Source organism: Klebsiella ornithinolytica (genome assembly GCF_030505655.1).
Taxonomy (GTDB): domain Bacteria; phylum Pseudomonadota; class Gammaproteobacteria; order Enterobacterales; family Enterobacteriaceae; genus Klebsiella; species Klebsiella ornithinolytica.
This window is the reverse complement of record NZ_CP130153.1, coordinates 4,598,437-4,623,754: the sequence shown is the minus strand read 5'-3', so window position 1 is coordinate 4,623,754 and position 25,318 is coordinate 4,598,437. Positions and strand designations below refer to the sequence as shown.

The window sequence follows — 25,318 nt, the reverse complement described above, 5'->3', positions numbered from 1 at the left end:
GATTAGCGAAAACGCATGGAGAGGTCCAGGGCGTGTACGTGCTTGGTCAGGGCGCCCACGGAGATGTAATCAACGCCGGTTTCGGCAAATTCGCGGATGGTTTTAAACGTCACGTTGCCGGATACTTCCAGCGCCGCCTTGCCGTTGGTCCGCTTCACCGCTTCACGCATCAGGTCGGTGGTGAAATTATCGAGCATAATGATATCCGCGCCGGCTTTAAGCGCTTCATCCAGTTCATCAAGCGATTCCACTTCCACTTCAACCGGAACGTCCGGATGCAGCCAGAAAGCTTTTTCCACCGCCTGACGCACTGAGCCTGAGGCAATAATGTGGTTTTCTTTAATCAGGAAGGCGTCGAATAAACCCAGACGGTGGTTGGCGCCGCCGCCGCACAGCACGGCATACTTCAGTGCGGTGCGCAGGCCTGGCAGCGTTTTACGCGTGTCGAGCAGCTGGGTTTTGGTTCCGGCCAGCAGCTCGACGTAGCGATGTACTTCGCTGGAGACGCCGGACAGGGTCTGCACGAAATTCAGCGCGGTGCGTTCACCGGTCAGCAGCAGCCGGGAAGGCCCCTCCAGCTCGAACAGCGGCTGGTCCGCTTTGATGAGATCGCCATCTTCGACATGCCAGGTGATGCTGACATCGTCGCCAGCCAGTTGAATGAAGACCTCTTCCACCCAGCGCTTACCGCAAAATACGCCGTCTTCGCGCGTAATAATGACCGCATGTGAGCGTGCGTCTTCCGGCAATAATTGGGCGCTAATATCGTTGTTGGCATTGACCTCGCCACCCAGATCTTCCCGCAGGGATTGGGCGACGGCATCGGTGATATCCAGGTTAATGCGTTCCAGCAGCGCGTCACGGCGGCGGTCGGGATTGTAGCGACGAGGCGACATGATAAAGCTCCAGATAGATAAGATTCAGCAGTGGGAAACATGCTAACCTGAACAGCGTTTCTACACCATACAGACTTCGCGCTTCGGGGCGCCTCTGTATCGGCTATGTCTCTGCTTTTCAGCGATGATTTGTGGGTTGCTGGACCGCAGGCTGAACGATTTTGTGTATGATAATCAGCATCCTTTGGGCCACGGGCGGCCCGGGAGCATGAGTTAGCGAAAGGAGATTCCGCATGCAGTTGAATGGGGGATGGCTGGTGGATGCGCGTCGGGTTCCTTCGCCGCACCATGATTGCCGCCCGGATGATGAAGCCCCTTCCTTACTGGTGGTGCATAATATTAGTCTGCCGCCGGGGGAGTTTGGCGGCCCGTGGATCGATGCTTTATTCACCGGAACGCTCGATCCCAGCGCTCATCCTTTCTTTGCGGAAATCGCGCACCTGCGCGTTTCAGCGCATTGTCTTATTCGTCGCGATGGTGAAATTGTGCAGTATGTTCCTTTTGATAAGCGAGCGTGGCACGCGGGCGTATCCAGCTATCACGGGCGTGAACGCTGCAATGACTTTTCTATCGGCATTGAGCTGGAAGGAACCGACACGCTGGCTTATACCGATGCGCAGTACCAGCAGCTGGTGGCGGTGATGCGACAGCTGATCGCGTTGTACCCGGCCATCGCACGCCATATGACTGGCCACAGCGATATTGCGCCAGTCCGAAAAACGGATCCCGGTCCGGCTTTTGACTGGGCAAAATTTCGCGGCCTGCTGGCCGCTTCGTCAGAAAAGGAGATGCCATGACGTTGTTGACTACGCTGCTGGTTCTCATCGCTGAGCGGCTGTTTAAGCTGGGTGAGCACTGGCAGCTCGATCACCGCCTGGAAGTGCTGTTTCGCCGGGTAAAACACTTTTCACTCCCTGCGACTCTGCTGATGACGGCGCTGGCCATGGCGGTGGTTTATCTTATTCAGCGCCTGCTGCACGGGGTGCTGTTTAACGTCCCTCTTCTGGTCTTCTGGATCTTGCTCGGCCTGCTGTGTATTGGCGCGGGCAGGGTACGGCTGCACTATCATGCGTATCTGAAAGCCGCATCACGCAACGATCGTCATGCTTGTGACGCGATGGCCAGCGAGCTGACGCTGATTCACGGCGTGCCGCCAGGCTGTGACGATCGCGAGTTTCTGAGCGAACTGCAAAATGCGCTGCTGTGGATTAACTACCGCTACTACCTGGCTCCGCTGTTCTGGTTTGTGGTTGGCGGGCCATGGGGACCTATTACGCTGATTGGCTACTGCGTGCTGCGCGCCTGGCAGACGTGGCTGGCGCGTTATCAGACGCCGCGCCATCGCTTACAGTCGGGGATTGATGCCATTCTGCACGTGGTGGACTGGCTGCCGGTACGTCTGGTCGGCGTGGTCTATGCGTTGGTGGGACACGGGGAAAGAGCCTTGCCGGCCTGGTTTGCTTCTTTGGGCGACCGTCACTCGTCGCAGTACCAGGTTCTGACCCGACTGGCTCAGTTTTCGCTGGCGCGCGAACCGCATGTGGATAAGGTCGAGACACCTAAAGCGGCGGTCTCAATGGCCAAAAAAACGTCGCTGGTGGTGGTCGTTATCATGGCGCTACTCACCATTTACGGTACCTTGATTTAAGCCCCGCCCGCTGCCGGGCAGGGGAGGCGATCAATACGTATCGGCGGGCGGGATGCCGAAGTCAGGCATCCCGTTTTCTTGCCAGCGAACCCGCTTGAGCCGCGTATGGCGATTCGGATCGTACAGCGGATCGCCTTCAATTTCGGTATAGTTCCGCGCATGGTAGACCAGCACATCTTCCCCTTCCGGCGTTTGCGTAAAACCGTTGTGACCGGGGCCATACTGACGGTTCTCATCGCTGGTACGAAATACGGGCTCCGGTGATTTATGCCAGTTCTCCGGGCGCAGCGGGTCGGCCAGCAGGTCTATCCACAAGAGTCCCATGCAGTAGTTTTCATCGGTTGCGCTGGCGGAATAGCTGACAAACAGCCGCTCGCCGTGGACCAGAACCGCCGGGCCTTCATTGACCCGAAAACCGCGACATTCCCAGTCAAACTCCGGTTTACTCAACATCACGGGATCACCTTTTAGCGTCCACGGGTTTGCCAGCTCCGCCAGGTAGAGGTTGGAGTTGCCTGCAATATGTGGGGCTTTCTGCGCCCACAGATACCACTGCCTGCCCTGATGTTGAAAGGTGGTGGCATCCAGCGCAAAGGTATCGAAGGGCGTTTTTACCTGGCCTTTTTCAACCCACTGACCGCTGAGCGGGTCGCTGTCGGCACATTCGAGGACAAACATCCGGTGCTGGAACATCCCGAGTTGGTCCAGGTCTTGCGTGTGAGCAGCGGCAAAATAGATATACCATTTCCCGTCAATTTCATGCAGTTCCGGTGCCCAGATGAGCTGGCTCATTGGGCCGCTCTCCGCTTTACGCCAGACCACCACCGGCGGCGCTTCGCGTAGACCTTCCAGCGTCGCCGCGCGACGAATCTCCAGCCGGTCATATTCCGGAACCGAGGCGATAAAATAGTAGTGATCCTGATGGCGCAGAATATAGGGGTCCGCGCGTTGTTCAATAAACGGATTAGGCCAGTTGCTCATCAAGCTTTCCTTATGTGTTCACTGGTTTTGAGATCCTGCCAGGTATTGAGTTCCTCGTAGTTAGCGCGACGCTTTTCCAGGTCCGACTGGATTTGGCACATAAACTCGCGGTTGACCTTCAGCATCCGCACGACGCCTGCGGTAATCAGGTAGCCAACACCCGGAATGACGCTGAACAGCAGCACGATACCGTTTACCGCCGAGGCGCTCTGCTCTTTGGCGCCGGCATCGTAGCCGTACCATGAGAGCAGGAAACCGACCATCGCGCCGGCTACCGCCAGCCCGACTTTCAGGAAGAAAAGATTACCGGAGAAGCTGATCCCGGTGATGCGTTTGCCGGTTTTCCACTCGCCGTAATCATCGACGTCAGCCATCAGGGACCAGTGCAGCGGCGACGGGATCTGATGCAGGATGTTGAGCAGGAAGTAGAGCACCATAATCATCATGGTGGCATGTGGGTCGAAGAAGTAGAACGCGCAGGAGAAAATCGCCAGGGCGATATTGGTCCAGAAGAAAACCTGCAGCTTGCACCAGCGATCGGTCAGCACTTTTGCCAGCATACTGCCGATCATCATCCCGACCACGCCGAGGCTGATAAACAGCGTCGCAAAGTGGGTGCTTTGCTGCATGACCCAGGTCACGTAGTACATGGTGGCGGCCATGCGGATAAACCCGGGACAGACGTTGCAAAGCGTTAACAGCAGGATGCGAACCCACTGATCGTTTTTCCAGACGTCCTTAAAGTCTTGCTTCAGTTCATCGTGGGTCTGTACCGCCGGACGCACGCGTTCACGAACGGTGGCGAAGCAGAATAAAAACATACACATACCAATTGCTGCCAGCACGGTCATCGCCATCTGATAACCTTTGGCTTTATCGGCGCCACCGAACCAGTCGGCCATCGGCAGCAGCGTCAGCGACAGCAGCAGCGTGGCAATACCGACCAGCACAAAACGATACGACTGGCAGGCTACGCGCTCCTGCGGATCGTTAGTAATCACGCTGCCTAACGAGCAGTAGGGAATATTAATCGCGGTATAGGTCAGTGAGAGCAGGAAGTAGGTGACGAAGGCATAGATAACTTTGCTGTGATAGGTCCATTCCGGCGTGGTGAACATCAGGACGCTGAACAGCGCGTAGGGGAAGGCCATCCACAGCAGCCACGGACGGAAGCGGCCATATTGACTGCGAGTACGGTCGGCCATGGCGCCCATGATCGGGTCTGTCACGGCATCGATGACGCGTACGGAGAGCAACAAAACGCCCACTAACGCGGGCGCGAGGCCAAAAATATCGGTGTAAAAGTAGTTAACAAACAGCATGATGGCGCCAAATATGATGTTGCATCCGGCATCGCCCATCCCATAGCCAATCTTTTCTCTCACTGAAAGTTTATTGCCTGCCATCTGGAGATCTCCCCGTTGCGGTATGGAGAGAATTATTTGCGGAATTGCCGATAAATGCGTTGCAGTATCAGGTCAACGATATGGATAAAACGACTGTTGGAGGGAAAGTGTGAAGCAGATAACAATGCTCTGTGCCCGCCATGACGGGACGGGCACAGAATCCAGAGATGTATTATTGTGCTTTTAGTGCGCTGGCGCTTTTCTGTTTAAACAGATAGCCGACGCCCAGAATCGCAATCCATACCGGGATCAGGTAAACGGAAATCGCCATGCCCGGTGTCATCAGCATAATCACCAGTACCGCCACCATGAACAGCAGGCAGACCCAGTTGCCGACCGGGTAGAACAGCGCCGGGAAACGCGAAACCACGCCCTGCTGCTGCTTGGCGCGACGGAACTTCATATGCGCCAGGCTAATCATCGCCCAGTTAATGACCAGCGCGGAAACCACCAGCGCCATCAGCAGGCCAAAGGCCGACTCCGGTGCGAAGTAGTTAATCAGGACGCACAGCGCGGTGACCACGGCAGAGACCAGAATGGTATTGACCGGCACGCCGCGCTTATCGACGCTCATCAGCGCTTTCGGGGCGTTCCCTTGCTGGGCCAGACCGAACAACATGCGGCTGTTGCAGTATACGCAGCTGTTATACACGGACAGCGCAGCGGTCAGCACCACGACGTTGAGGGCGTTGGCCACAAAGGTATCGCCCAGCTCGTGGAAGATCAGCACGAACGGGCTGGTATCTGCGGTGACGCGCGTCCACGGCAGCAGTGAAAGCAGAACGGCCAGCGAGCCCACATAGAAAATCAGGATACGGTAGATAACCTGGTTGGTGGCTTTCGGGATGCTCTGTTCCGGATTGTCCGCTTCAGCTGCCGTGATCCCGACCAGCTCCAGACCACCAAACGAGAACATGATAATCGCCATCATCATCACCAGTCCGGTAAAGCCATGCGGCAGGAACCCGCCCTGGTCCCACAGGTTGCGTACGGTTGCCTGTGGGCCGCCGTTGCCGCTGAACAGCAGCCAGCCGCCAAACAGAATCATCGCCACAACGGCCACTACTTTAATAATGGCGAACCAGAACTCCATTTCACCAAACACTTTCACGTTGGTCAGGTTAATGGCATTGATGGCGATAAAGAACACCGCAGCGGACACCCAGGTTGGGATCTCGGGCCACCAGAACTGAATATATTTCCCGACCGCAGTCAGCTCGGCCATGGCCACCAGAACGTACAGTACCCAGTAGTTCCAACCGGAAGCAAAGCCGGCAAAACCGCCCCAGTATTTATACGCAAAATGACTGAATGAACCTGCTACCGGCTCTTCTACGACCATCTCACCCAGCTGACGCATGATCAGGAAGGCGATAAAACCGGCGATCGCATAGCCCAGAATAATCCCGGGGCCGGCGGACTGAATAACGGATGCACTGCCCAGAAACAGGCCGGTGCCGATAGCGCCGCCCAGAGCAATAAGCTGAATATGGCGGTTTTTCAGGCCGCGCTTGAGCCGATCGCCATGCTGTTGACCTTCCATCATGAAACCTCGTGTGTGGTTATTATGTTTATACGCGTCGTCCTTCAGGCTACTGCTTCGTTGTCTGTCCCTGCCAGATAGCATAGCTATCTAAATTCAAGGGCGTTTTGGTCAGCTCGGTCCTGATTGATTCAGCTTACATATTGTTGTGTGGTGTAATTCCGAAATTCCGTTTTCGTATTGATTTCTTTACGGAAGGCGAAACATAAAAACACCAAAAGGCCTTTCGTCTCACCGAGAATAGTGATAAGCGCGAGTGAATGCACCTGCTTTATGAAGGGATGATGACGAAGCGAGCAAAAAGAAACCATTTGTAAATAGCAGGCCGGTGAACGCGATCCGCTTGAGGTGGCTGAATATTCACTCCTTATGAATAAATAATTGAGTTTTACGGAGTTGAATCGGTTCAGATAGCCTAATTTTTCGTTTCATAAACGTTAACGCTACCTCTTATGGGGTAAACACATCATTTGTGTGAAGTTACAATTCTGAAATGTTATTTCTGTAAGGTTGTTAAAATGTGCGTGGTTTCCTGATTTCAATCAAAACCTGTATGGACAGAAGGTGAATACTTTGTTACTTTACCGCTACGAACTGCGAATTGGTAAGACCAATTGACTACGGGCTAATGGCAGAGACAGGGAATATGGCCTACAGCAAAATCCGCCAACCAAAACTATCTGATGTGATAGAGCAGCAGCTTGAGTTTTTAATCCTTGAGGGGACCTTACGCCCCGGTGAAAAACTCCCGCCTGAACGCGAACTGGCCAAACAGTTCGACGTTTCCCGCCCCTCGCTGCGTGAGGCGATTCAACGCCTCGAAGCCAAGGGCTTGTTGCTTCGTCGCCAGGGCGGTGGAACTTTTGTACAGAGCAGCCTGTGGCAGAGCTTCAGCGACCCGCTGGTCGAGCTACTGTCCGATCACCCTGAATCCCAATTTGATCTGCTGGAAACCCGCCACGCGCTGGAAGGCATCGCGGCTTATTACGCGGCGCTGCGCAGCAATGATGCTGACCGCGAACGTATTCGCGAGCTGCATCAGGCTATCGAACGGGCTCAGCAGTCCGGCGATCTTGACGCCGAATCTGACGCCGTCGTCCAGTATCAAATTGCCGTCACCGAAGCGGCGCACAATGTCGTGCTTCTCCATCTGCTACGCTGCATGGAGCCGATGCTCGCGCAAAACGTTCGTCAGAACTTTGAATTGCTGTATGCCCGTCGGGAGATGCTTCCGCAGGTCAGCAACCATCGCACTCGTATTTTCGAGGCGATAATCGCCGGAGAGCCGGAGCAGGCGCGTGAAGCGTCGCATCGACACCTGGCGTTCATTGAAGAAATTTTGCTGGATCGTAGCCGTGAGGAGAGTCGTCGAGAACGCTCACTGCGTCGTTTACAGCAACGGAAAGATGAGAACTCCGGTTCTTAAGCGCCATTTTTTAGAGCGCGGCAACTAAACGCAGAACCTGTCTTATTGTGCTTTTGGTTGTTCAAATAGTTCGGGTTATATCGCGGCGGCAAGCGCGTGAATCCCCGGGAGCATAGCTAACTATGTGGCCAGGGTGAGGAAGCGCAGCCAACAAAGAGATAACCTGAAATATGAAGAACAAAGAGTGCAATGGGACAGGTTCCAGATTAATCAACGATTAGATAGATAAGGAATACCCCCCATGTCAGAACGTTTACCAAATGACGTGGATCCGATCGAAACTCGCGACTGGCTACAGGCGATCGAATCGGTCATCCGTGAAGAAGGTGTTGAGCGTGCTCAGTATCTGATTGACCAACTCCTTTCTGAAGCCCGCAAAGGCGGGGTGAAGGTTGCTGCTGGCACATCTACAGGCAGTTACGTCAACACTATTGCCGTTGAAGATGAACCGGAATATCCGGGGAATCTGGATCTGGAACGTCGAATTCGTTCTGCGATTCGTTGGAACGCCATCATGACCGTTCTGCGCGCATCGAAAAAAGATCTGGAACTGGGTGGCCACATGGCTTCCTTCCAGTCCTCCGCAACGTTCTATGAAGTGTGCTTTAACCACTTCTTCCGTGCGCGCAACGAGCAGGATGGCGGCGACCTGGTTTACTTCCAGGGCCACATTTCTCCGGGCGTATACGCACGTGCGTTCCTCGAAGGCCGTCTGACCGAAGAGCAGATGAATAACTTCCGTCAGGAAGTTCACGGTAACGGTCTGTCTTCTTATCCGCACCCGAAACTGATGCCGGAATTCTGGCAGTTCCCGACCGTCTCCATGGGTCTGGGCCCAATCGGTGCTATCTATCAGGCGAAATTCCTCAAGTATCTGGAACACCGTGGTCTGAAAGATACCTCCAAACAAACCGTTTATGCCTTCCTGGGCGACGGCGAGATGGACGAGCCGGAATCTAAAGGCGCTATCACCATCGCCACCCGTGAAAAACTGGATAACCTGGTCTTCGTCATTAACTGCAACCTGCAGCGTCTGGACGGCCCGGTCACCGGTAACGGTAAAATCATTAACGAGCTGGAAGGTATCTTCGCCGGTGCCGGCTGGAACGTTATCAAGGTTATCTGGGGCGGTCGTTGGGATGAGCTGCTGCGTAAAGACACCAGCGGTAAGCTGATTCAGCTGATGAACGAAACCGTTGACGGTGACTACCAGACCTTCAAATCCAAAGATGGCGCGTACGTTCGTGAGCACTTCTTCGGTAAATATCCGGAAACCGCAGCGCTGGTTGCCGACTGGACTGACGAGCAGATCTGGGCTCTGAACCGCGGTGGTCACGATCCGAAGAAAGTCTTTGCTGCCCTGAAAAAAGCGCAGGAGACCAAAGGCAAAGCGACCGTTATCCTGGCTCATACCATTAAAGGGTATGGCATGGGCGATACCGCTGAAGGTAAAAACATCGCTCACCAGGTGAAGAAAATGAACATGGACGGCGTTCGCTATGTCCGCGATCGTTTCAATGTGCCGGTTGCCGATGCGGATATCGAAAAACTGCCGTACGTGACCTTCCCGGAAGGCTCCGAAGAGCATACCTATCTGCACGCTCAGCGTCAGAAACTGCACGGCTATCTGCCGAGCCGTCAGCCGAACTTCGATGAGAAGCTGGAGCTGCCGACCCTGGAAGATTTCGCGCCGCTGCTGGAAGAGCAGAACAAAGAAATTTCTACCACTATCGCGTTCGTTCGTGCCCTGAACGTGATGCTGAAGAACAAGTCCATCAAAGACCGCCTCGTGCCGATCATCGCCGATGAAGCGCGTACCTTTGGTATGGAAGGCCTGTTCCGTCAGATTGGTATCTACAGCCCGAACGGCCAGCAGTACACCCCGCAGGACCGTGAGCAGGTTGCTTACTACAAAGAAGACGAAAAAGGTCAGATCCTGCAGGAAGGGATCAACGAACTGGGCGCAGGCGCATCCTGGCTGGCGGCGGCAACGTCTTACAGCACCAACAACCTGCCGATGATCCCGTTCTACATCTACTACTCCATGTTCGGGTTCCAGCGTATCGGCGACCTGTGCTGGCAGGCAGGCGACCAGCAGGCTCGCGGCTTCCTGGTCGGCGGGACTTCCGGTCGTACCACGCTGAACGGCGAAGGTCTGCAGCACGAAGATGGTCACAGCCATATTCAGTCTCTGACTATCCCGAACTGTATCTCTTACGATCCGTCTTACGCGTACGAAGTTGCGGTCATCATGCACGATGGTCTGGAGCGTATGTACGGTGAGAAACAAGAGAACGTTTACTACTACATCACCACGCTGAACGAAAACTACCACATGCCGGCCATGCCAGCAGGTGCCGAGGAAGGTATCCGTAAAGGTATCTATAAACTCGAAACCGTTGAAGGTAGCAAAGGTAAAGTTCAGCTGCTGGGCTCCGGTTCTATCCTGCGTCACGTTCGTGAAGCAGCGCAGATCCTGGCGAAAGACTACGGCGTGGGCTCTGACGTTTACTCCGTCACCTCCTTCACCGAACTGGCCCGTGACGGTCAGGACTGTGAGCGCTGGAACATGCTGCACCCGCTGGAAACTCCGCGCGTTCCGTACATCGCTCAGGTGATGAACGACGCTCCGGCTGTAGCATCAACCGACTATATGAAACTGTTCGCCGAGCAGGTCCGTACTTATGTACCGGCTGACGACTACCGCGTGCTGGGTACTGATGGCTTCGGACGTTCCGACAGCCGTGAGAACCTGCGTCACCACTTCGAAGTAGATGCTTCTTATGTGGTTGTAGCAGCACTGGGCGAACTGGCTAAACGTGGCGAAATCGATAAGAAAGTGGTGGCGGATGCCATCATCAAATTCAACATCGATGCAGAAAAAGTTAACCCGCGTCTGGCGTAAGAGGTAAAAGAATAATGGCTATCGAAATCAATGTACCGGACATCGGGGCTGATGAAGTTGAAATCACCGAGATCCTGGTCAAAGTAGGCGACAAAGTTGAAGCTGAACAGTCGCTGATCACTGTAGAAGGCGATAAAGCCTCTATGGAAGTCCCGTCTCCGCAGGCTGGCGTCGTAAAAGAGATCAAAGTCTCTGTCGGCGACAAAACTGAGACCGGCAAACTGATCATGATTTTCGATTCCGCCGACGGTGCAGCTGATGCTGCACCTGCCAAGGCAGAAGAGAAGAAAGAAGCGGCCCCGGCAGCAGCACCTGCTGCAGCGGCGGCAAAAGACGTTCACGTGCCGGACATCGGCGGCGACGAAGTTGAAGTCACCGAGATCATGGTTAAAGTGGGCGATACCGTTGCGGCTGAGCAGTCCCTGATCACCGTAGAAGGCGATAAAGCCTCTATGGAAGTTCCGGCGCCGTTCGCGGGTACCGTGAAAGAGATCAAAATCAACACCGGCGACAAAGTGTCTACCGGCTCGCTGATCATGGTCTTCGAAGTTGCTGGCGCGGCACCTGCTGCAGCTCCGGCACAGGCAGCCGCTCCGGCCGCTGCCGCAGCACCAGCAGCCGCTGCTGGCGCGAAAGACGTTCACGTACCGGACATCGGCGGTGATGAAGTCGAAGTCACCGAAGTGATGGTGAAAGTGGGCGACAAAGTTGCCGCTGAACAGTCTCTGATCACCGTAGAAGGCGACAAGGCTTCTATGGAAGTGCCGGCACCGTTTGCAGGCACCGTCAAAGAAATCAAAATCAGCACCGGCGACAAAGTCTCTACCGGTTCGCTGATTATGGTCTTCGAAGTGGAAGGCGCCGCGCCTGCCGCAGCTCCGGCTCAGGCTGCTGCTCCGGCAGCTGCTGCCCCGGCTCCGGCGGCTAAACCGGCTGCTGCTCCTGCGGCGAAAGCGGAAGGCAAATCTGAGTTTGCTGAAAACGACGCTTACGTTCATGCGACACCGCTGATTCGTCGCCTGGCGCGCGAATTCGGCGTCAACCTGGCGAAAGTGAAAGGCTCCGGTCGTAAAGGCCGTATCCTGCGCGAAGACGTTCAGGCTTACGTGAAAGACGCGGTGAAACGCGCTGAAGCTGCGCCTGCCGCTGCCGCCGGTGGTGGTCTGCCGGGCATGCTGCCGTGGCCGAAAGTGGACTTCAGCAAGTTTGGTGAAGTGGAAGAAGTTGAGCTGGGCCGTATCCAGAAAATCTCTGGTGCTAACCTGAGCCGTAACTGGGTCATGATCCCGCACGTTACGCACTTCGACAAAACCGATATCACCGATCTGGAAGCCTTCCGTAAGCAGCAGAATGCTGAAGCTGAGAAGCGCAAACTGGACGTGAAATTCACCCCGGTTGTCTTCATCATGAAAGCGGTTGCCGCTGCGCTTGAGCAGATGCCACGCTTCAACAGCTCGCTGTCCGAAGATGCACAGCGTCTGACGCTGAAGAAATACATCAACATCGGGGTGGCGGTTGATACGCCGAATGGTCTGGTTGTTCCGGTCTTTAAAGATGTGAACAAGAAGAGCATTACCGAGCTGTCTCGTGAACTGACGGTTATCTCTAAGAAAGCGCGTGATGGTAAGCTGACGGCTGGCGAAATGCAGGGCGGTTGCTTCACCATCTCCAGCATCGGTGGCCTGGGGACAACCCACTTCGCGCCGATTGTTAACGCGCCGGAAGTGGCTATCCTCGGGGTGTCCAAATCCGCGATGGAACCGGTGTGGAATGGTAAAGAGTTTGTACCGCGTCTGATGATGCCTATCTCTCTGTCCTTCGACCACCGCGTGATCGATGGTGCTGATGGTGCGCGCTTTATCACCATCATCAACAACATGCTGAGCGATATTCGCCGCCTGGTGATGTAAGCGAAAAGCCGGCCTGACGGCCGGCTTTTTTCTGGTAATCTTGTCTTCGTTTCGGGGTTATCAGCAATAAAGGACAAAATCGTTTGCCGTTTGTTGTTTCAAAATTGTTAACAATTTTGTAAAATGCAGGCGGATAGAACGTCCCGGTGGACATGGGCGTAATTTACACAAAAAAATTCGAGTTGCGTCAAGGCGGCAAGGGAGTGAATCCCTGGAGCGTACAAGCGGTACGTGACCGGGGTGAGCGAGCGCAGCCAACGCAGAGGCGGCTTGAAGGATGAAGTGTATAACAATAGCGTCAGACCCGCCGGATACAAACTACAGAGGTCATGATGAGTACTGAAATTAAAACTCAGGTCGTGGTACTTGGGGCAGGTCCTGCAGGCTATTCTGCTGCCTTCCGTTGCGCTGATTTAGGTCTGGAGACCGTCATCGTAGAACGTTACAGCACCCTCGGCGGTGTTTGCCTGAACGTCGGCTGTATCCCTTCTAAAGCACTGCTGCACGTTGCTAAAGTTATCGAAGAAGCGAAAGCGCTGGCCGAGCACGGCATCGTTTTCGGCGAACCGAAAACCGACATTGACAAGATCCGCACCTGGAAAGAAAAAGTCATCACTCAGCTGACCGGTGGTCTGGCTGGCATGGCCAAAGGTCGTAAAGTGAAGGTGGTTAACGGTCTGGGTAAATTCACCGGCGCTAACACCCTGGAAGTGGAAGGTGAAAACGGTAAAACCGTGATTAACTTCGACAATGCGATCATCGCAGCGGGCTCCCGTCCGATTCAGCTGCCGTTCATTCCGCACGAAGATCCGCGCGTATGGGACTCCACCGATGCGCTGGAGCTGAAATCCGTACCGAAGCGTATGCTGGTTATGGGTGGCGGTATCATCGGTCTGGAAATGGGTACCGTGTACCATGCGCTGGGTTCAGAGATCGACGTGGTTGAAATGTTCGACCAGGTGATCCCGGCTGCCGACAAAGACGTGGTTAAAGTCTTCACCAAACGCATCAGCAAGAAATTCAACCTGATGCTGGAAACCAAAGTGACTGCCGTTGAAGCAAAAGAAGACGGTATCTATGTTTCCATGGAAGGCAAAAAAGCCCCGGCTGAAGCACAGCGTTATGACGCGGTGCTGGTCGCTATCGGTCGCGTACCGAACGGTAAAAACCTTGACGCAGGCAAAGCGGGCGTTGAAGTTGACGAACGCGGCTTTATCCGCGTTGACAAGCAGCTGCGTACCAACGTGCCGCACATCTTCGCTATCGGCGATATCGTCGGTCAGCCGATGCTGGCGCACAAAGGCGTTCACGAAGGTCACGTTGCCGCCGAAGTTATCTCCGGTCTGAAGCACTACTTCGACCCGAAAGTGATCCCGTCAATCGCCTACACCGAGCCAGAAGTTGCCTGGGTTGGCCTGACCGAGAAAGAAGCGAAAGAGAAAGGCATCAGCTACGAAACTGCCACCTTCCCGTGGGCAGCATCTGGCCGTGCGATCGCTTCTGATTGCGCAGACGGTATGACCAAACTGATCTTCGACAAAGAGACCCACCGGGTTATCGGCGGCGCGATTGTCGGCACCAACGGTGGCGAGCTGCTGGGTGAAATCGGTCTGGCTATCGAAATGGGTTGTGACGCAGAAGACATCGCGCTGACCATCCACGCGCACCCGACTCTGCACGAGTCCGTTGGCCTGGCGGCAGAAGTGTTCGAAGGTAGCATCACCGACCTGCCGAATGCGAAAGCGAAGAAAAAGTAAGTTTTTCTTTCCGGCAAAATGCAAAAGCGGCTCTGAGAGCCGCTTTTTTTATGCCCGATGTTTAGAACTGTGTCTGCGTTAATAAATCGGCACATCTTATAGATACATTGAAAATAATTACGCCATAAACTTATAGGCAGTTAACTATATGGTGAGGTGTATTATGAGACTCGTTTTAACAGCAGCCATGTTTGCCGCCACCCTGGCTTCTGCTGCGGCTTGCGCCGCAGATCCTGCCATTCCCTGGGCCGACAATAGCGGTGGTACGGAAAACACCCATATCGCAGCCATGGGTCAGAACCTGAATGCACAGCATCAGGCGATCAGCAAAACCACGGAAGGCGTATGGGCGGCGAACTCGGGCAGTATTCACAGTGATGAGGCGGCCTTAAGCAGCAGTAAACCAGCCTTCAGCGGCTATCCACAGCTGATGCCGCATCAGGGCTAAACGTCGTCAGATGAGGAACCCGCCCGGCGGCATACGGATGCGCCGGGCAGGGGGTTATTGCTCGATAGCCTGCCACTTTTCGTCTGGCGTAAAGCGGGTAATCGCCTGCACTAACGTCGCCGTATCCTGACCCAGATTTGCCTGATAAACGCGATCGCGTCGATCGATCATAAAGCTCATCACGCCGGTTTCACCCCATGCAACGGGCCACGCCAACAGGGCGGCCGTCTGCTTGTCACCGTCGTGGATAAGGCGGAAACGGTAGCCGTGATAGCCTTCGCCCGGTTCGACGGGGCTAAAGGCTGGCCCCAACGGGCTCGGCTCTTCGCCGGGTTCAGTTGGCCAGTACAGACCGTCTTTTTTCCCCGGAGTACTGAACAGCTTTTTGGCGTAGCGCTGGAAGTGCTGGTAATACTCATTTTGCGCGTCAACGTAGGCGTGCATCGCCTGAATTGCCGACAGCTCGTTACGGCCGATTTCCCGCGTCTGGATCTCATCCGCCGCCTGCGCCATATCGAAGTGCCAACCCTCGGCTGTTTTCAGCATCGGTATCGGCAGCTGCCACGCTTCCCGGCCTACGTTGAGGTGTGCCATGTCCCCCTGCTCGACAATCTTATGGCCGACTTTCCAGTCGCGAAGAAAACGGGCGACGGCTTCCGGATCGGCCTCTCGCTGCGGCAGGTACTGACGCCAGTCCTCCCCCAGCAGGTCGTTGAGCGCCGTCTCGTTTTGTGTCGAAACGGCATCCGCCAGCGCGGTGGCGGCCTTCTCCGGGGTGGCAAAATACTGTTGGCCAAAAACGGGCAGGGCAAAAAGCGCCAGCCAGCCAGAAATCAGGACTTTTTTCATGACCGCTCCTTAGCGATGACGCAGTTCGCGATGTTGACCGGTGCGCTGTTGCGCCGCCGCACGCTGGTTAGTGTTGAGGTGCGCCGTATTCCGGCTCTGGGTGCCCCGCTGGCGCTGGGCCTCCCACGATGGCGACCGGCTGTCGTTGCCGCTGAACGCATTCGAACGAACATTCTGCACTCTCTGTTGGCGCTGCGGCGGCGTTGCGTTGGTGCGGCGTTGTTGAACCTGCGACTTCGCCGTATCGCGATGCTGTTGCTGCTGCGCCGTCGGGTTCTGGACGTGCGATTTTGCCTTTTCCCGCCGCTGCTGTTGGGCCGCCGAATTTTGTTGCTTCTGCTTCGCCGCTGCGCGGTTTTCCGGGGTGTCGTAGCCCCGGTAGTTGCTGCGCTGGGTAATTTTGTTGAGCTGTTGTGAGGCCGCCTGGCGCTGGGAATCCCTGTTGCCTGCCGTCGCCACTCCACCCGCGGTCAGACCTTTGGCCGCGCCGTTGTGAGTGCTGTGCTGGAACTGGTCGAGCGCCGCCTGACGTTGGTTGGTCAGGTTCGCCGGAGTGCGTTGCGTGGCGCTCAGGCCGCCGGGAACGTTGGTCTGGTGGAAACGCTGCGCCACGTTATTGTTCGGGTACGGCACGTTGTTGCGGAACGCCGGGTTGTGCTGCCAGCCGGCGTTGTTGCCGTCAAAGCGCTGCTTGTTGAAATGGTTGTAGTTATCGACGTCGATATTGATATTGTTGTTCCCGCCGCCATGGTAGCCGCCGTGATCCCAGTCATCGTCGTGATGATAGTCATCATCCCAGTCGATGCTGCTGAACAGCGCATAGGTGGTGGCTACCCCCAGGCTGAAACCAAGACCGTTGACGAAGCTATCGGTAAACTGTTCGCCCGGTGTTGGCGGCAGATAGACCGGCGGGTAAGTCGTGTTCGGCCAGGTGCCATAAACCGTATTGGGGTTGTAGGTTGGCACATACACCACGTTCGGATCGGTAGATTCAATCTTGATGATTTCGGTGGTGGGCGCAGGCTCGACTACCGTGGTGGTTTTCACCGTTGTCGTGGCGGCGGAAGTCGTCGGTGGCGGCGTCACTTTGCTCGTGGTCACCTTCTGCTGCGGCGACGATTTCAGCGTCCCGGTTTGCTGGGCGATGGCACGCAGTTTCTGCACCGAATTCATTACGTCCTGTGGCTGCGCGAGAAACGCGTTACCCAGGTCCTGCACCCACTGCGGATTTTCACCCATCAGCGACAGCAGCGCCGGAAAGGCGACCAGCGATTTCACGCTGGGATCCCACGGCTGGTTCGCCACGGCCTGCACGGCGGCGTCTCCCTGCATCGTTGGGTTATCCTGCGACCACTGGACGGCCTGCAGGACGTTGCTCGGATAGGTCGACGCCATTAACACCTGCGACAGCAGGTTATCCGGGTAAAGGGCGACGGGGGCGACCCACCGATCGATTTGCGCCGCCGTGTAGGTGGCAGCGACCGGTTGCGCCGTCGGAGCAGCGGGCTCAACGGCAGCGGGAGCGGCGGGTTGGGCGGCAGGAGCGGGCGCGGGCGGCGTTTCTGCGGCGCGGCTTGTGACGTACAGAGCGCCAGAGGCGGCTAATAGCCCTGCACTGCACACCAGGGCAATCACGTGGGGTTTCAAAGGTCGTATCATGTTAGCTCCCGGCGCTATAGTGGGCCCGTTTCCACTGAGTATCGCCGAAAATAGCGCTCGCGACGGAGTATAAGCAGGTCTATTTTTGATTTTTGATGATTGTTGGGATTTTGCTCAGTTTTCTGTAACAGAATTAAATTTATATCCCGGGAAATGTACGTAAAGCCTGTAAAATCCTGCCCTTAACGATTCAGCTAAATTTTAATGTTGCTTTTTTGTAAACAGATTAACACCTCGCCAAAATCCTGCTATGCTGCCGACGCGGTATCGGGCATTTACCCTACAAACTGCTGTCTCACAGGAGCGTGAAGAGAATCGCCTACCGCATTTTACAATGAGAGCGAGGAGAACCGTCGTGCTAGAAGAATACCGTAAGCACGTAGCTGAGCGTGCAGCCGTTGGGATTGTTGCCAAACCCTTAGATGCAACCCAAATGGCCGCGCTGGTAGAACTGCTGAAGAGCCCGCCTGCGGGTGAAGAAGAATTCCTGTTAGACCTGTTAATCAACCGTGTACCGCCGGGCGTCGACGAAGCCGCCTATGTTAAAGCCGGATTCCTTGCCGCTATCGCCAAAGGCGAAGCGACCTCCCCACTGGTTACCCCTGAAAAAGCCGTTGAACTGCTGGGCACCATGCAGGGCGGTTACAATATTCACCCGCTGATTGATGCACTGGACGATGCTAAACTGGCGCCGATCGCCGCCAAAGCGCTGTCCCATACCCTGCTGATGTTCGATAACTTCTACGACGTAGAAGAGAAAGCCAAAGCGGGTAACGAGTACGCTAAACAGGTTATGAAATCCTGGGCTGACGCCGAGTGGTTCCTGAACCGTCCGCAGCTGGCTGAGAAAATCACCGTTACCGTATTCAAGGTTACCGGCGAAACCAACACCGATGACCTGTCTCCGGCACCAGATGCCTGGTCCCGCCCGGATATCCCGCTGCACGCGCTGGCGATGCTGAAAAACGCCCGTGAAGGTATCGAGCCGGACCAGCCGGGTTCCGTTGGCCCGATTAAGCAAATTGAAGCGCTTCAGCAAAAAGGCTTCCCGCTGGCCTACGTCGGTGACGTGGTGGGGACAGGCTCTTCGCGTAAATCCGCCACCAACTCGGTGCTGTGGTTTATGGGCGACGATATCCCGAATGTGCCGAACAAGCGCGGCGGCGGTCTCTGCCTCGGCGGCAAAATTGCACCTATCTTCTTCAATACCATGGAAGATGCGGGCGCGCTGCCAATTGAAGTGGACGTGAACAACCTGAATATGGGCGACGTGATTGACGTTTACCCGTTCAAAGGCGAAGTGCGTAACCACGAAACCAACGAACTGCTGGCAAGCTTCGAGCTGAAAACCGATGTGCTGGTTGATGAAGTCCGCGCCGGCGGCCGTATTCCGCTGATCATCGGTCGCGGCCTGACCACGAAAGCGCGTGAGGCGCTGGGTCTGTCGCACAGCGACGTATTCCGTCAGGCAAAAGACGTGGCGGAAAGCAGCCGCGGCTACTCGCTGGCGCAGAAAATGGTTGGCCGCGCCTGCGGCGTTGCCGGTATTCGTCCGGGCGCTTACTGTGAACCGAAGATGACCTCCGTTGGTTCCCAGGATACCACCGGTCCGATGACCCGTGATGAACTGAAAGACCTGGCGTGCCTTGGTTTCTCTGCCGACCTGGTGATGCAGTCCTTCTGCCACACGGCGGCCTATCCGAAGCCGGTTGACGTCACCACGCACCATACGCTGCCAGACTTCATTATGAACCGTGGCGGTGTTTCTCTGCGCCCGGGCGATGGCGTTATCCACTCCTGGCTGAACCGTATGCTGCTGCCGGATACCGTCGGTACCGGTGGTGACTCTCATACCCGTTTCCCGATTGGTATCTCCTTCCCGGCGGGCTCTGGTCTGGTGGCTTTTGCCGCCGCGACCGGCGTCATGCCGCTGGATATGCCGGAATCGGTGCTGGTTCGCTTCAAAGGCAAGATGCAGCCGGGGATCACCCTGCGCGATCTGGTCCATGCGATCCCGCTGTACGCGATTAAGCAGGGGCTGCTGACCGTTGAGAAGAAAGGGAAGAAAAACATCTTCTCCGGACGCATTCTGGAAATTGAAGGTCTGCCGGATCTGAAAGTTGAGCAGGCGTTTGAGCTGACCGATGCTTCCGCAGAACGTTCTGCTGCCGGCTGTACCATTAAGCTGAATCAGGAACCGATCGTTGAGTATCTGAACTCCAACATCGTCCTGCTGAAGTGGATGATCGCAGAAGGCTACGGCGATCGCCGTACGCTGGAGCGTCGCATCCAGGGGATGGAAAAATGGCTGGCGGATCCGCAGCTGCTGGAAGCGGATGCCGATGCCGAGTATGCCGCGGTGATCGATATCGATCTGGCGGATATCAAAGAGCCTATCCTGTGTGCGCCGAACGATCCGGACGATGCGCGTCTGCTGTCCGACGTGCAGGGTGAGAAGATTGACGAAGTCTTCATCGGTTCCTGCATGACCAACATCGGCCACTTCCGTGCCGCCGGTAAGCTGCTGGACAGTCACAAAGGCCAGCTGCCAACTCGCCTGTGGGTGGCTCCGCCAACCCGTATGGATGCGGCACAGCTGACTGAAGAAGGCTACTACAGCGTGTTTGGTAAGAGCGGTGCGCGTATCGAAATCCCTGGCTGTTCCCTGTGTATGGGTAACCAGGCGCGCGTGGCGGACGGTGCGACGGTGGTTTCCACTTCAACCCGTAACTTCCCGAACCGTTTAGGCACCGGCGCTAACGTCTATCTGGCCTCTGCGGAGCTGGCTGCGGTCGCTTCCCTGCTCGGCAAACTGCCGACGCCGGAAGAGTACCAGACCTTCGTCGCTCAGGTCGATAAGACCGCGGCGGATACCTATCGCTATCTGAACTTCAACCAGCTGGAACAGTACACTGATAAAGCGGATGGTGTGATTTTCCAGACCGCGGTATAAGCGAATCTTGCTGCTCAAAGCCACTCTTCGGAGTGGCTTTTTTATTGCTGCGCTAAACGCACGCCGATTGCCGTCGGCATCGGGCAAAGGCGCAGGGATTTGACGCCGGCAGAGCTGCATTGGGTAAAGAAAGGGGGGAATAATGCCCGCCGGTTGGCGGTAAGATGACCGGTTAACTGACCGAGGCGCTTTTATTTGCTGTTGCTCTATCTGGTCCACTTTTTTTCTGCCCGGGTGCTGCGATAATTACCCTATGGGTACAATGTAGCGGTGACGCATTGCCCTTGCAGAGGAAGACACTATGGATTACGAATTTCTGCGCGATATTACCGGAGTGGTAAAGGTGCGAATGTCGATGGGCCACGAGGTGGTGGGGCACTGGTTTAACGAAGAGGTGAAAGATAACCTCGCCCTGCTGGATGAAGTGGAACAGGCCGCGCGCACTGTAAAAGGCAGCGAGCGTTCCTGGCAGCGTGCCGGACATGAATACACGCTATGGCTGGATGGCGAAGAGGTGATGATTCGCGCCAATCAGCTGGAGATTTCAGGTGATGAAATCGAAGAGGGGATGAGCTACTACGACGAAGAAAGCCTCTCTCTGTGCGGCGTTGAGGATTTTTTACAGGTGGTGGCCGCGTACCGCGAGTTTGTCAGCAAAGCCTGACCCCCTTCATGCATTCACGCCGGGAGCCGAACTCCCGGCTTTTTTTTGCCCTGACTGATTATAATCATTTTGCCACTGCGATCGCGCGCTATGCGGCCGCTATTGACCGGGCGCCGCTTGCTGGTGTTAGTGAAGTGGCAACCGACGTCGATCGCTCGCAGACGGTACAGAACGCGCTCAAAGAGCAGAACGTTACCCTCAGACGGGTTCAGCCCGAGTCACGGCGCCCGCAGGCGCCGTCGAATGTTCAGATGGCAGGGATATTTCTGGCGTAGTAAATTTCCCGCATCTCTTTCCACAGAAGATCGGTGATGGACTTGCGCTCTTCTGCGCTGAGATCTTCGGGTCTGGTGTGGAACATGTAGTGCTTCAGATCGAACTCTTTCAGCAGCATCTTGGTGTGGAAGATATTTTCCTGGTAGACATTGACGTCCACCATGTCATACAGCGCTTTCATGTCCTCGGACATAAAGTTCTGAATGGAATTGATTTCATGGTCAATGAAGTGCTTCATACCATTGATATCACGGGTAAAACCGCGGACGCGATAATCAATAGTGACAATGTCAGATTCCAGCTGGTGGATAAGATAATTCAGCGCGTTAAGCGGTGAGATAACCCCGCAGGTGGAGACTTCGATGTCGGCACGGAAGGTGCACAGTCCGCCCTCCGGATGGCTTTCCGGGTAGGTATGCACGCAGATATGGCTTTTGTCGAGGTGGGCGACTACGGCTTCCGGGAGCGGGCCCGGGTGTTCGCTCTGGTCGATAAGCTGTGGGTCAACGGGTTCTTCACTGACCAGGATCGTCACGCTGGCGCCCTGAGGTTCATAATCCTGGCGAGCAATGTTCAGAATATTGGCGCCGATGATCGAGCAGGTCTCTGACAAAATCTCGGTCAGACGGTTGGCGTTATAGAGTTCATCGATATAGGCGATGTAGCCATCGCGCTCCTCTGCCGTTTTGACATAGCAGATATCGTAAATACAAAAACTCAGGCTCTTGGTCAGGTTGTTAAAGCCATGCAGCTTCAGTTTTTTCAATTTAGTTCACCCCCTTACTGAGGATCGCTGGCGGACAGCGCATCCTGTAAATATTGCGGTAGGGCAAATGCCGCCTTGTGAATAGCCGGATTATAGTAACGGCACTTCAGGTTCGCTTTGTGAAAACGCGCCTGGATAATTTCATTGGACAGGTCGCGCAGGGCATCATTATCGGTCGCCCATGCGAAGGTCATAATGCCGCCATAGTAGGTCGGAATCGCGGCCTGATAGAAGCTGACATCGCTGAAATAGTGGCCGAGCTTGCGGTGGCTGTCGATCGCTTCATCCTGCTGCAGGAAGCAGACGCCGTTTTGGGCAACAAAAATACCGCCGGGATTCAGGCAGCGTTTGCAACCTTCGTAAAAGGCCGAGGTGAACAGGCTCTCGCCGGGACCGATAGGGTCGGTGCAGTCGGAGATGATCACATCAAACGTTTGCGTCGTCTGGTTAACAAAATTGACGCCATCGTCAATCACCAGCGTAAAGCGCGGATCGTCATAGGCGCCCGCATTGTGATTTGGCAGATACTGGCGGCAGAACGAGACCACGCCAGCGTCGATTTCGACCATGGTGATGGTTTCGATGGTGCTGTGACGAGAGACTTCTCGCAGCATTGCGCCGTCACCGCCGCCGATGATCAGCACGTGTTTTGCCTGGCCGTGGGCCATCAGCGGGACATGGGTCATCATCTCATGATAGATAAACTCATCGCGTTCGGTGGTTTGTACCACGCCGTCCAGCGCCATCACGCGGCCAAAGGCTGCGTTCTCAAAAATGATCAAATCCTGGTGATCGGTCTTTTCGTGATACAGCACATTATCAACCGCAAAATACTGACCGAAATGGTCGTGCAGTGTTTCATGCCACAGATTGTTATCAGCCACGGGCGGATTCCTCCATTGTGAACATCCGGTACACTCGAAAAAACGAGCGCAACATCATAGCCAACTATAGATGATGATGCACGGCGGATATTTCAGCCGTTCGCATGGCGCAGGGCTGAATAGCAGGAATATTGCCGGGCTGCGGGATGGGGGGAGCAGGCCACCTTGTACAGGCGGCGGGATTGCGACCGGGCCCGACGGGTGGCCTATTTAACGTAAGCGAGCAGGCTCAGCGAATCGCGGGCCAGCGCCTTGCATTTTTTCGTGGTGGGGATTTTGATACCGCTGAGATCGCGGTAGCTGTCTTCACCGAGCGCCTTCATATTGAAGCTGTCATAGTTGCTCAGATCCCATTGGTTCTGTTGAGCAAAAAAGACCAGCGCGCGACGAATTTGGGTATTCGGCAGATTCTGGTAACCGCAGTCGTTTTTCAGGAAGACAAATACCGCCGTTAAATCAGCCATATCTTCCGCTTCGGACTCGCTTAACGCATAGCTATTGGCGGATAGAGCAAGCAGGCTGCCGAGCACTATTGTTCTGAAAAGCGTCTTCATTTTCTCTACCATTGAATCACGGACGCTCAAAGTTAGCATACTTCTTTACACTACGTAGAGCTTTATTCTTACTCTTCTGCTTGACCTTCCTGTTGGTGGAAGGTTTAAGCTCAAAAGTTCACCAGCAGAATAAAAAGGATGTGAAAATGCAACGTCGTGAATTTATCAAATTAACCGCAGCGGCCGGCGTATTCAGCGCGCTGCCGCTCTGGAGCCGTTCGGTTTTCGCCGCCAGCCGCCCGGCTCTGCCGGTGCCTAATCTGCTGACCGCCGACGCACGTAATCGCATCACATTAACGATCCAGGCCGGAAAAACGCAGTTTGGTCCGCATCAGGCGACCACCTGGGGTTATAACGGCAATCTGCTGGGGCCGGCGCTGAAGCTCAAAAAAGGGGAGGCGGTGACCGTGGATATTCACAACCGCCTGGCCGAAGAGACGACCGTTCACTGGCATGGGCTGGAGGTGCCGGGTGAGGTCGACGGCGGTCCACAGGGGATCATTGCGCCAGGCGCCTCCCGCAGCGTGAATTTTACTCCCAGCCAGCGGGCCGCCACCTGCTGGTTCCACCCGCACCAGCATGGAAAAACCGGTCGCCAGGTGGCGATGGGGCTGGCGGGGCTGGTACTGATTTCTGATGAAGAAAGCGAGCAGCTGCTGCTGCCGAAGCAGTGGGGGATCGATGACGTACCGGTGATTGTGCAGGATAAGCGTTTTACCGCTGCCGGGGAGATTGATTATCAGCTCGACATGATGAGCGCGGCGGTCGGCTGGTTTGGCGATACCTTACTGGCGAACGGGGCACTCTATCCTGAACACGCCGCGCCGCGCGGCTGGCTTCGCTTGCGTTTACTGAACGGTTGTAACGCCCGCTCGCTGAATTTCTCCACCAGCGATAACCGGCCGATGTACGTTATCGCCAGCGACGGTGGACTGCTTGCCGAGCCGGTGAAGGTCACCGGGCTGCCGGTATTAATGGGTGAGCGCTTTGAAGTTCTGGTGGATACCCGCGATGGTAAAGCCTTCGATCTGATCACCTTGCCGGTGAGCCAGATGGGGATGGCGATCGCGCCGTTCGACAAGCCGCAGCCGGTCTTGCGCATCCAGCCGCTGACGATCCAGGCATCCGGCACACTGCCGGATTCTTTGGTCAGCATGCCGGCGCTGCCGTCGCTGGAGGGGCTGACACAGCGCACGCTCCAGCTGTCGATGGATCCGATGCTGGACATGATGGGAATGCAGGCGCTGATGCAAAAATATGGCGATCAGGCGATGTCCGGCATGAACCACGGTAGCATGATGGATCACGGCAATATGGGTCACGGCATGATGGGCAATATGAGCGACAAGGGGCAGATGAATCATGGCGATATGGGGAACATGAACCACGGCGGCATGGGACAGATGAACCACGGTGCCGACGGTTTCGATTTCCATAATGCTAACCGGATCAATGGCAAAGCCTTTGATATGAATCTCCCGATGTTTGCCGCGGCAAAAGGGCAATATGAGCGTTGGGTGATTTCCGGCAAAGGCGACATGATGCTGCACCCGTTCCATATTCACGGTACCCAGTTCCGTATTCTGTCGGAGAATGGCGCTGCGCCTGCCGCGCATCGTTCCGGCTGGAAAGATACCGTACGGGTTGAGGGGGGCGTCAGTGAAGTGCTGGTGAAGTTCGATCACGAGGCGTCGAAAGAGCATGCCTATATGGCGCACTGCCATCTGCTGGAACATGAAGATACCGGCATGATGCTCGGCTTTACGGTCTAGTTCCCCTTCGCAGGGGATATT

The 25,318-nt window shown here is 55.5% G+C and carries 19 protein-coding genes; 10 read left to right on the top strand and 9 right to left on the bottom strand.

From position 1 onward, the window contains the following. Positions 1-2: 2 nt before the first annotated feature. On the bottom strand, positions 3-896 hold the full coding sequence (gene nadC, locus Q1L34_RS21960) for a carboxylating nicotinate-nucleotide diphosphorylase (protein ID WP_004857908.1): 894 nt from the start codon (positions 894-896) through the stop codon (positions 3-5). A gap of 233 nt (positions 897-1,129) precedes the next feature. On the opposite strand from nadC, the gene ampD reads away from it, so the two are divergent. Both ampD and ampE read left to right on the top strand, forming a co-directional pair. After that, entirely contained in the window at positions 1,130-1,693 is a 564-nt protein-coding gene (gene ampD / locus Q1L34_RS21955; protein WP_327204283.1) for a 1,6-anhydro-N-acetylmuramyl-L-alanine amidase AmpD, read from the top strand. Then, positions 1,690-2,544 (top strand): beta-lactamase regulator AmpE, encoded by an 855-nt coding sequence (gene ampE / locus Q1L34_RS21950; RefSeq protein WP_044349247.1) that lies wholly within the window; start codon positions 1,690-1,692, stop codon positions 2,542-2,544. The genes ampD and ampE overlap by 4 nt, the downstream gene beginning before the upstream one ends. Positions 2,545-2,574: 30 nt before the next feature. On the opposite strand, the gene Q1L34_RS21945 is transcribed toward ampE, so the two are convergent. The 3 genes from Q1L34_RS21945 to aroP form a co-directional block, all read right to left on the bottom strand. Then, the gene (locus Q1L34_RS21945; RefSeq protein ID WP_065905821.1) at positions 2,575-3,525 is read right to left on the bottom strand and encodes a glycoside hydrolase family 43 protein; all 951 of its coding nucleotides are present in this window, start codon (positions 3,523-3,525) and stop codon (positions 2,575-2,577) included. Next, positions 3,525-4,931: a glycoside-pentoside-hexuronide (GPH):cation symporter gene (locus Q1L34_RS21940; protein ID WP_004857915.1), complete on the bottom strand. Its 1,407-nt coding sequence runs from the start codon at positions 4,929-4,931 to the stop codon at positions 3,525-3,527. Before Q1L34_RS21940 ends, Q1L34_RS21945 begins: the two co-directional genes overlap by 1 nt. 172 nt (positions 4,932-5,103) lie before the next feature. Beyond that, positions 5,104-6,477: an aromatic amino acid transporter AroP gene (gene aroP / locus Q1L34_RS21935; RefSeq protein ID WP_162098158.1), complete on the bottom strand. Its 1,374-nt coding sequence runs from the start codon at positions 6,475-6,477 to the stop codon at positions 5,104-5,106. A 643-nt stretch (positions 6,478-7,120) separates the two neighbouring features. Between aroP and pdhR the strand changes: the two genes are divergently transcribed. From pdhR to Q1L34_RS21910, 5 genes are all read left to right on the top strand, one after another. Continuing rightward, positions 7,121-7,900: a pyruvate dehydrogenase complex transcriptional repressor PdhR gene (gene pdhR / locus Q1L34_RS21930; protein WP_004857919.1), complete on the top strand. Its 780-nt coding sequence runs from the start codon at positions 7,121-7,123 to the stop codon at positions 7,898-7,900. A 241-nt stretch (positions 7,901-8,141) separates the two neighbouring features. After that, the gene (gene aceE / locus Q1L34_RS21925; RefSeq protein ID WP_032689465.1) at positions 8,142-10,805 is read left to right on the top strand and encodes a pyruvate dehydrogenase (acetyl-transferring), homodimeric type; all 2,664 of its coding nucleotides are present in this window, start codon (positions 8,142-8,144) and stop codon (positions 10,803-10,805) included. 14 nt (positions 10,806-10,819) lie between these two features. Beyond that, positions 10,820-12,715 carry a pyruvate dehydrogenase complex dihydrolipoyllysine-residue acetyltransferase gene (gene aceF / locus Q1L34_RS21920; RefSeq protein ID WP_015585142.1) on the top strand — a complete coding sequence of 632 codons (1,896 nt, stop codon included), beginning with the start codon at positions 10,820-10,822 and terminating at the stop codon, positions 12,713-12,715. Positions 12,716-13,047: 332 nt separating this feature from the next. Further along, positions 13,048-14,472 (top strand): dihydrolipoyl dehydrogenase, encoded by a 1,425-nt coding sequence (gene lpdA, locus Q1L34_RS21915; RefSeq protein WP_004857924.1) that lies wholly within the window; start codon positions 13,048-13,050, stop codon positions 14,470-14,472. A 163-nt stretch (positions 14,473-14,635) separates the two neighbouring features. Beyond that, complete coding sequence (locus Q1L34_RS21910) at positions 14,636-14,920, top strand: hypothetical protein (protein WP_305840450.1); 285 nt, start codon at positions 14,636-14,638, stop codon at positions 14,918-14,920. 54 nt (positions 14,921-14,974) lie between these two features. Here Q1L34_RS21910 and Q1L34_RS21905 read toward each other — a convergent pair whose 3' ends face one another. Then, on the bottom strand, positions 14,975-15,769 hold the full coding sequence (locus tag Q1L34_RS21905; RefSeq protein WP_100663296.1) for a DUF2950 family protein: 795 nt from the start codon (positions 15,767-15,769) through the stop codon (positions 14,975-14,977). A gap of 9 nt (positions 15,770-15,778) precedes the next feature. Next, positions 15,779-17,428, bottom strand: a complete 1,650-nt coding sequence (locus Q1L34_RS21900; protein ID WP_004857930.1) for a DUF3300 domain-containing protein — start codon at positions 17,426-17,428, stop codon at positions 15,779-15,781. 355 nt (positions 17,429-17,783) lie between these two features. On the opposite strand from Q1L34_RS21900, the gene acnB reads away from it, so the two are divergent. Together acnB and yacL are read left to right on the top strand one after the other, a co-directional pair. Continuing rightward, a complete protein-coding gene (gene acnB / locus Q1L34_RS21895) occupies positions 17,784-20,381 on the top strand; it encodes a bifunctional aconitate hydratase 2/2-methylisocitrate dehydratase (RefSeq protein WP_305840451.1) in 2,598 nt (865 codons plus the stop codon). A 301-nt stretch (positions 20,382-20,682) separates the two neighbouring features. Next, a complete protein-coding gene (gene yacL / locus Q1L34_RS21890; protein WP_004857933.1) occupies positions 20,683-21,045 on the top strand; it encodes a protein YacL in 363 nt (120 codons plus the stop codon). Between the two features lie 247 nt (positions 21,046-21,292). Here yacL and speD read toward each other — a convergent pair whose 3' ends face one another. From speD to Q1L34_RS21875, 3 genes are all read right to left on the bottom strand, one after another. Further along, entirely contained in the window at positions 21,293-22,087 is a 795-nt protein-coding gene (speD, locus tag Q1L34_RS21885; RefSeq protein WP_004857935.1) for an adenosylmethionine decarboxylase, read from the bottom strand. Positions 22,088-22,101: 14 nt separating this feature from the next. After that, complete coding sequence (gene speE, locus Q1L34_RS21880; protein ID WP_004857937.1) at positions 22,102-22,971, bottom strand: polyamine aminopropyltransferase; 870 nt, start codon at positions 22,969-22,971, stop codon at positions 22,102-22,104. A gap of 206 nt (positions 22,972-23,177) precedes the next feature. Beyond that, complete coding sequence (locus Q1L34_RS21875; RefSeq protein ID WP_015585138.1) at positions 23,178-23,525, bottom strand: YacC family pilotin-like protein; 348 nt, start codon at positions 23,523-23,525, stop codon at positions 23,178-23,180. Positions 23,526-23,671: 146 nt separating this feature from the next. Between Q1L34_RS21875 and cueO the strand changes: the two genes are divergently transcribed. Continuing rightward, complete coding sequence (gene cueO / locus Q1L34_RS21870; RefSeq protein WP_015585137.1) at positions 23,672-25,297, top strand: multicopper oxidase CueO; 1,626 nt, start codon at positions 23,672-23,674, stop codon at positions 25,295-25,297. Positions 25,298-25,318: the final 21 nt, after the last annotated feature.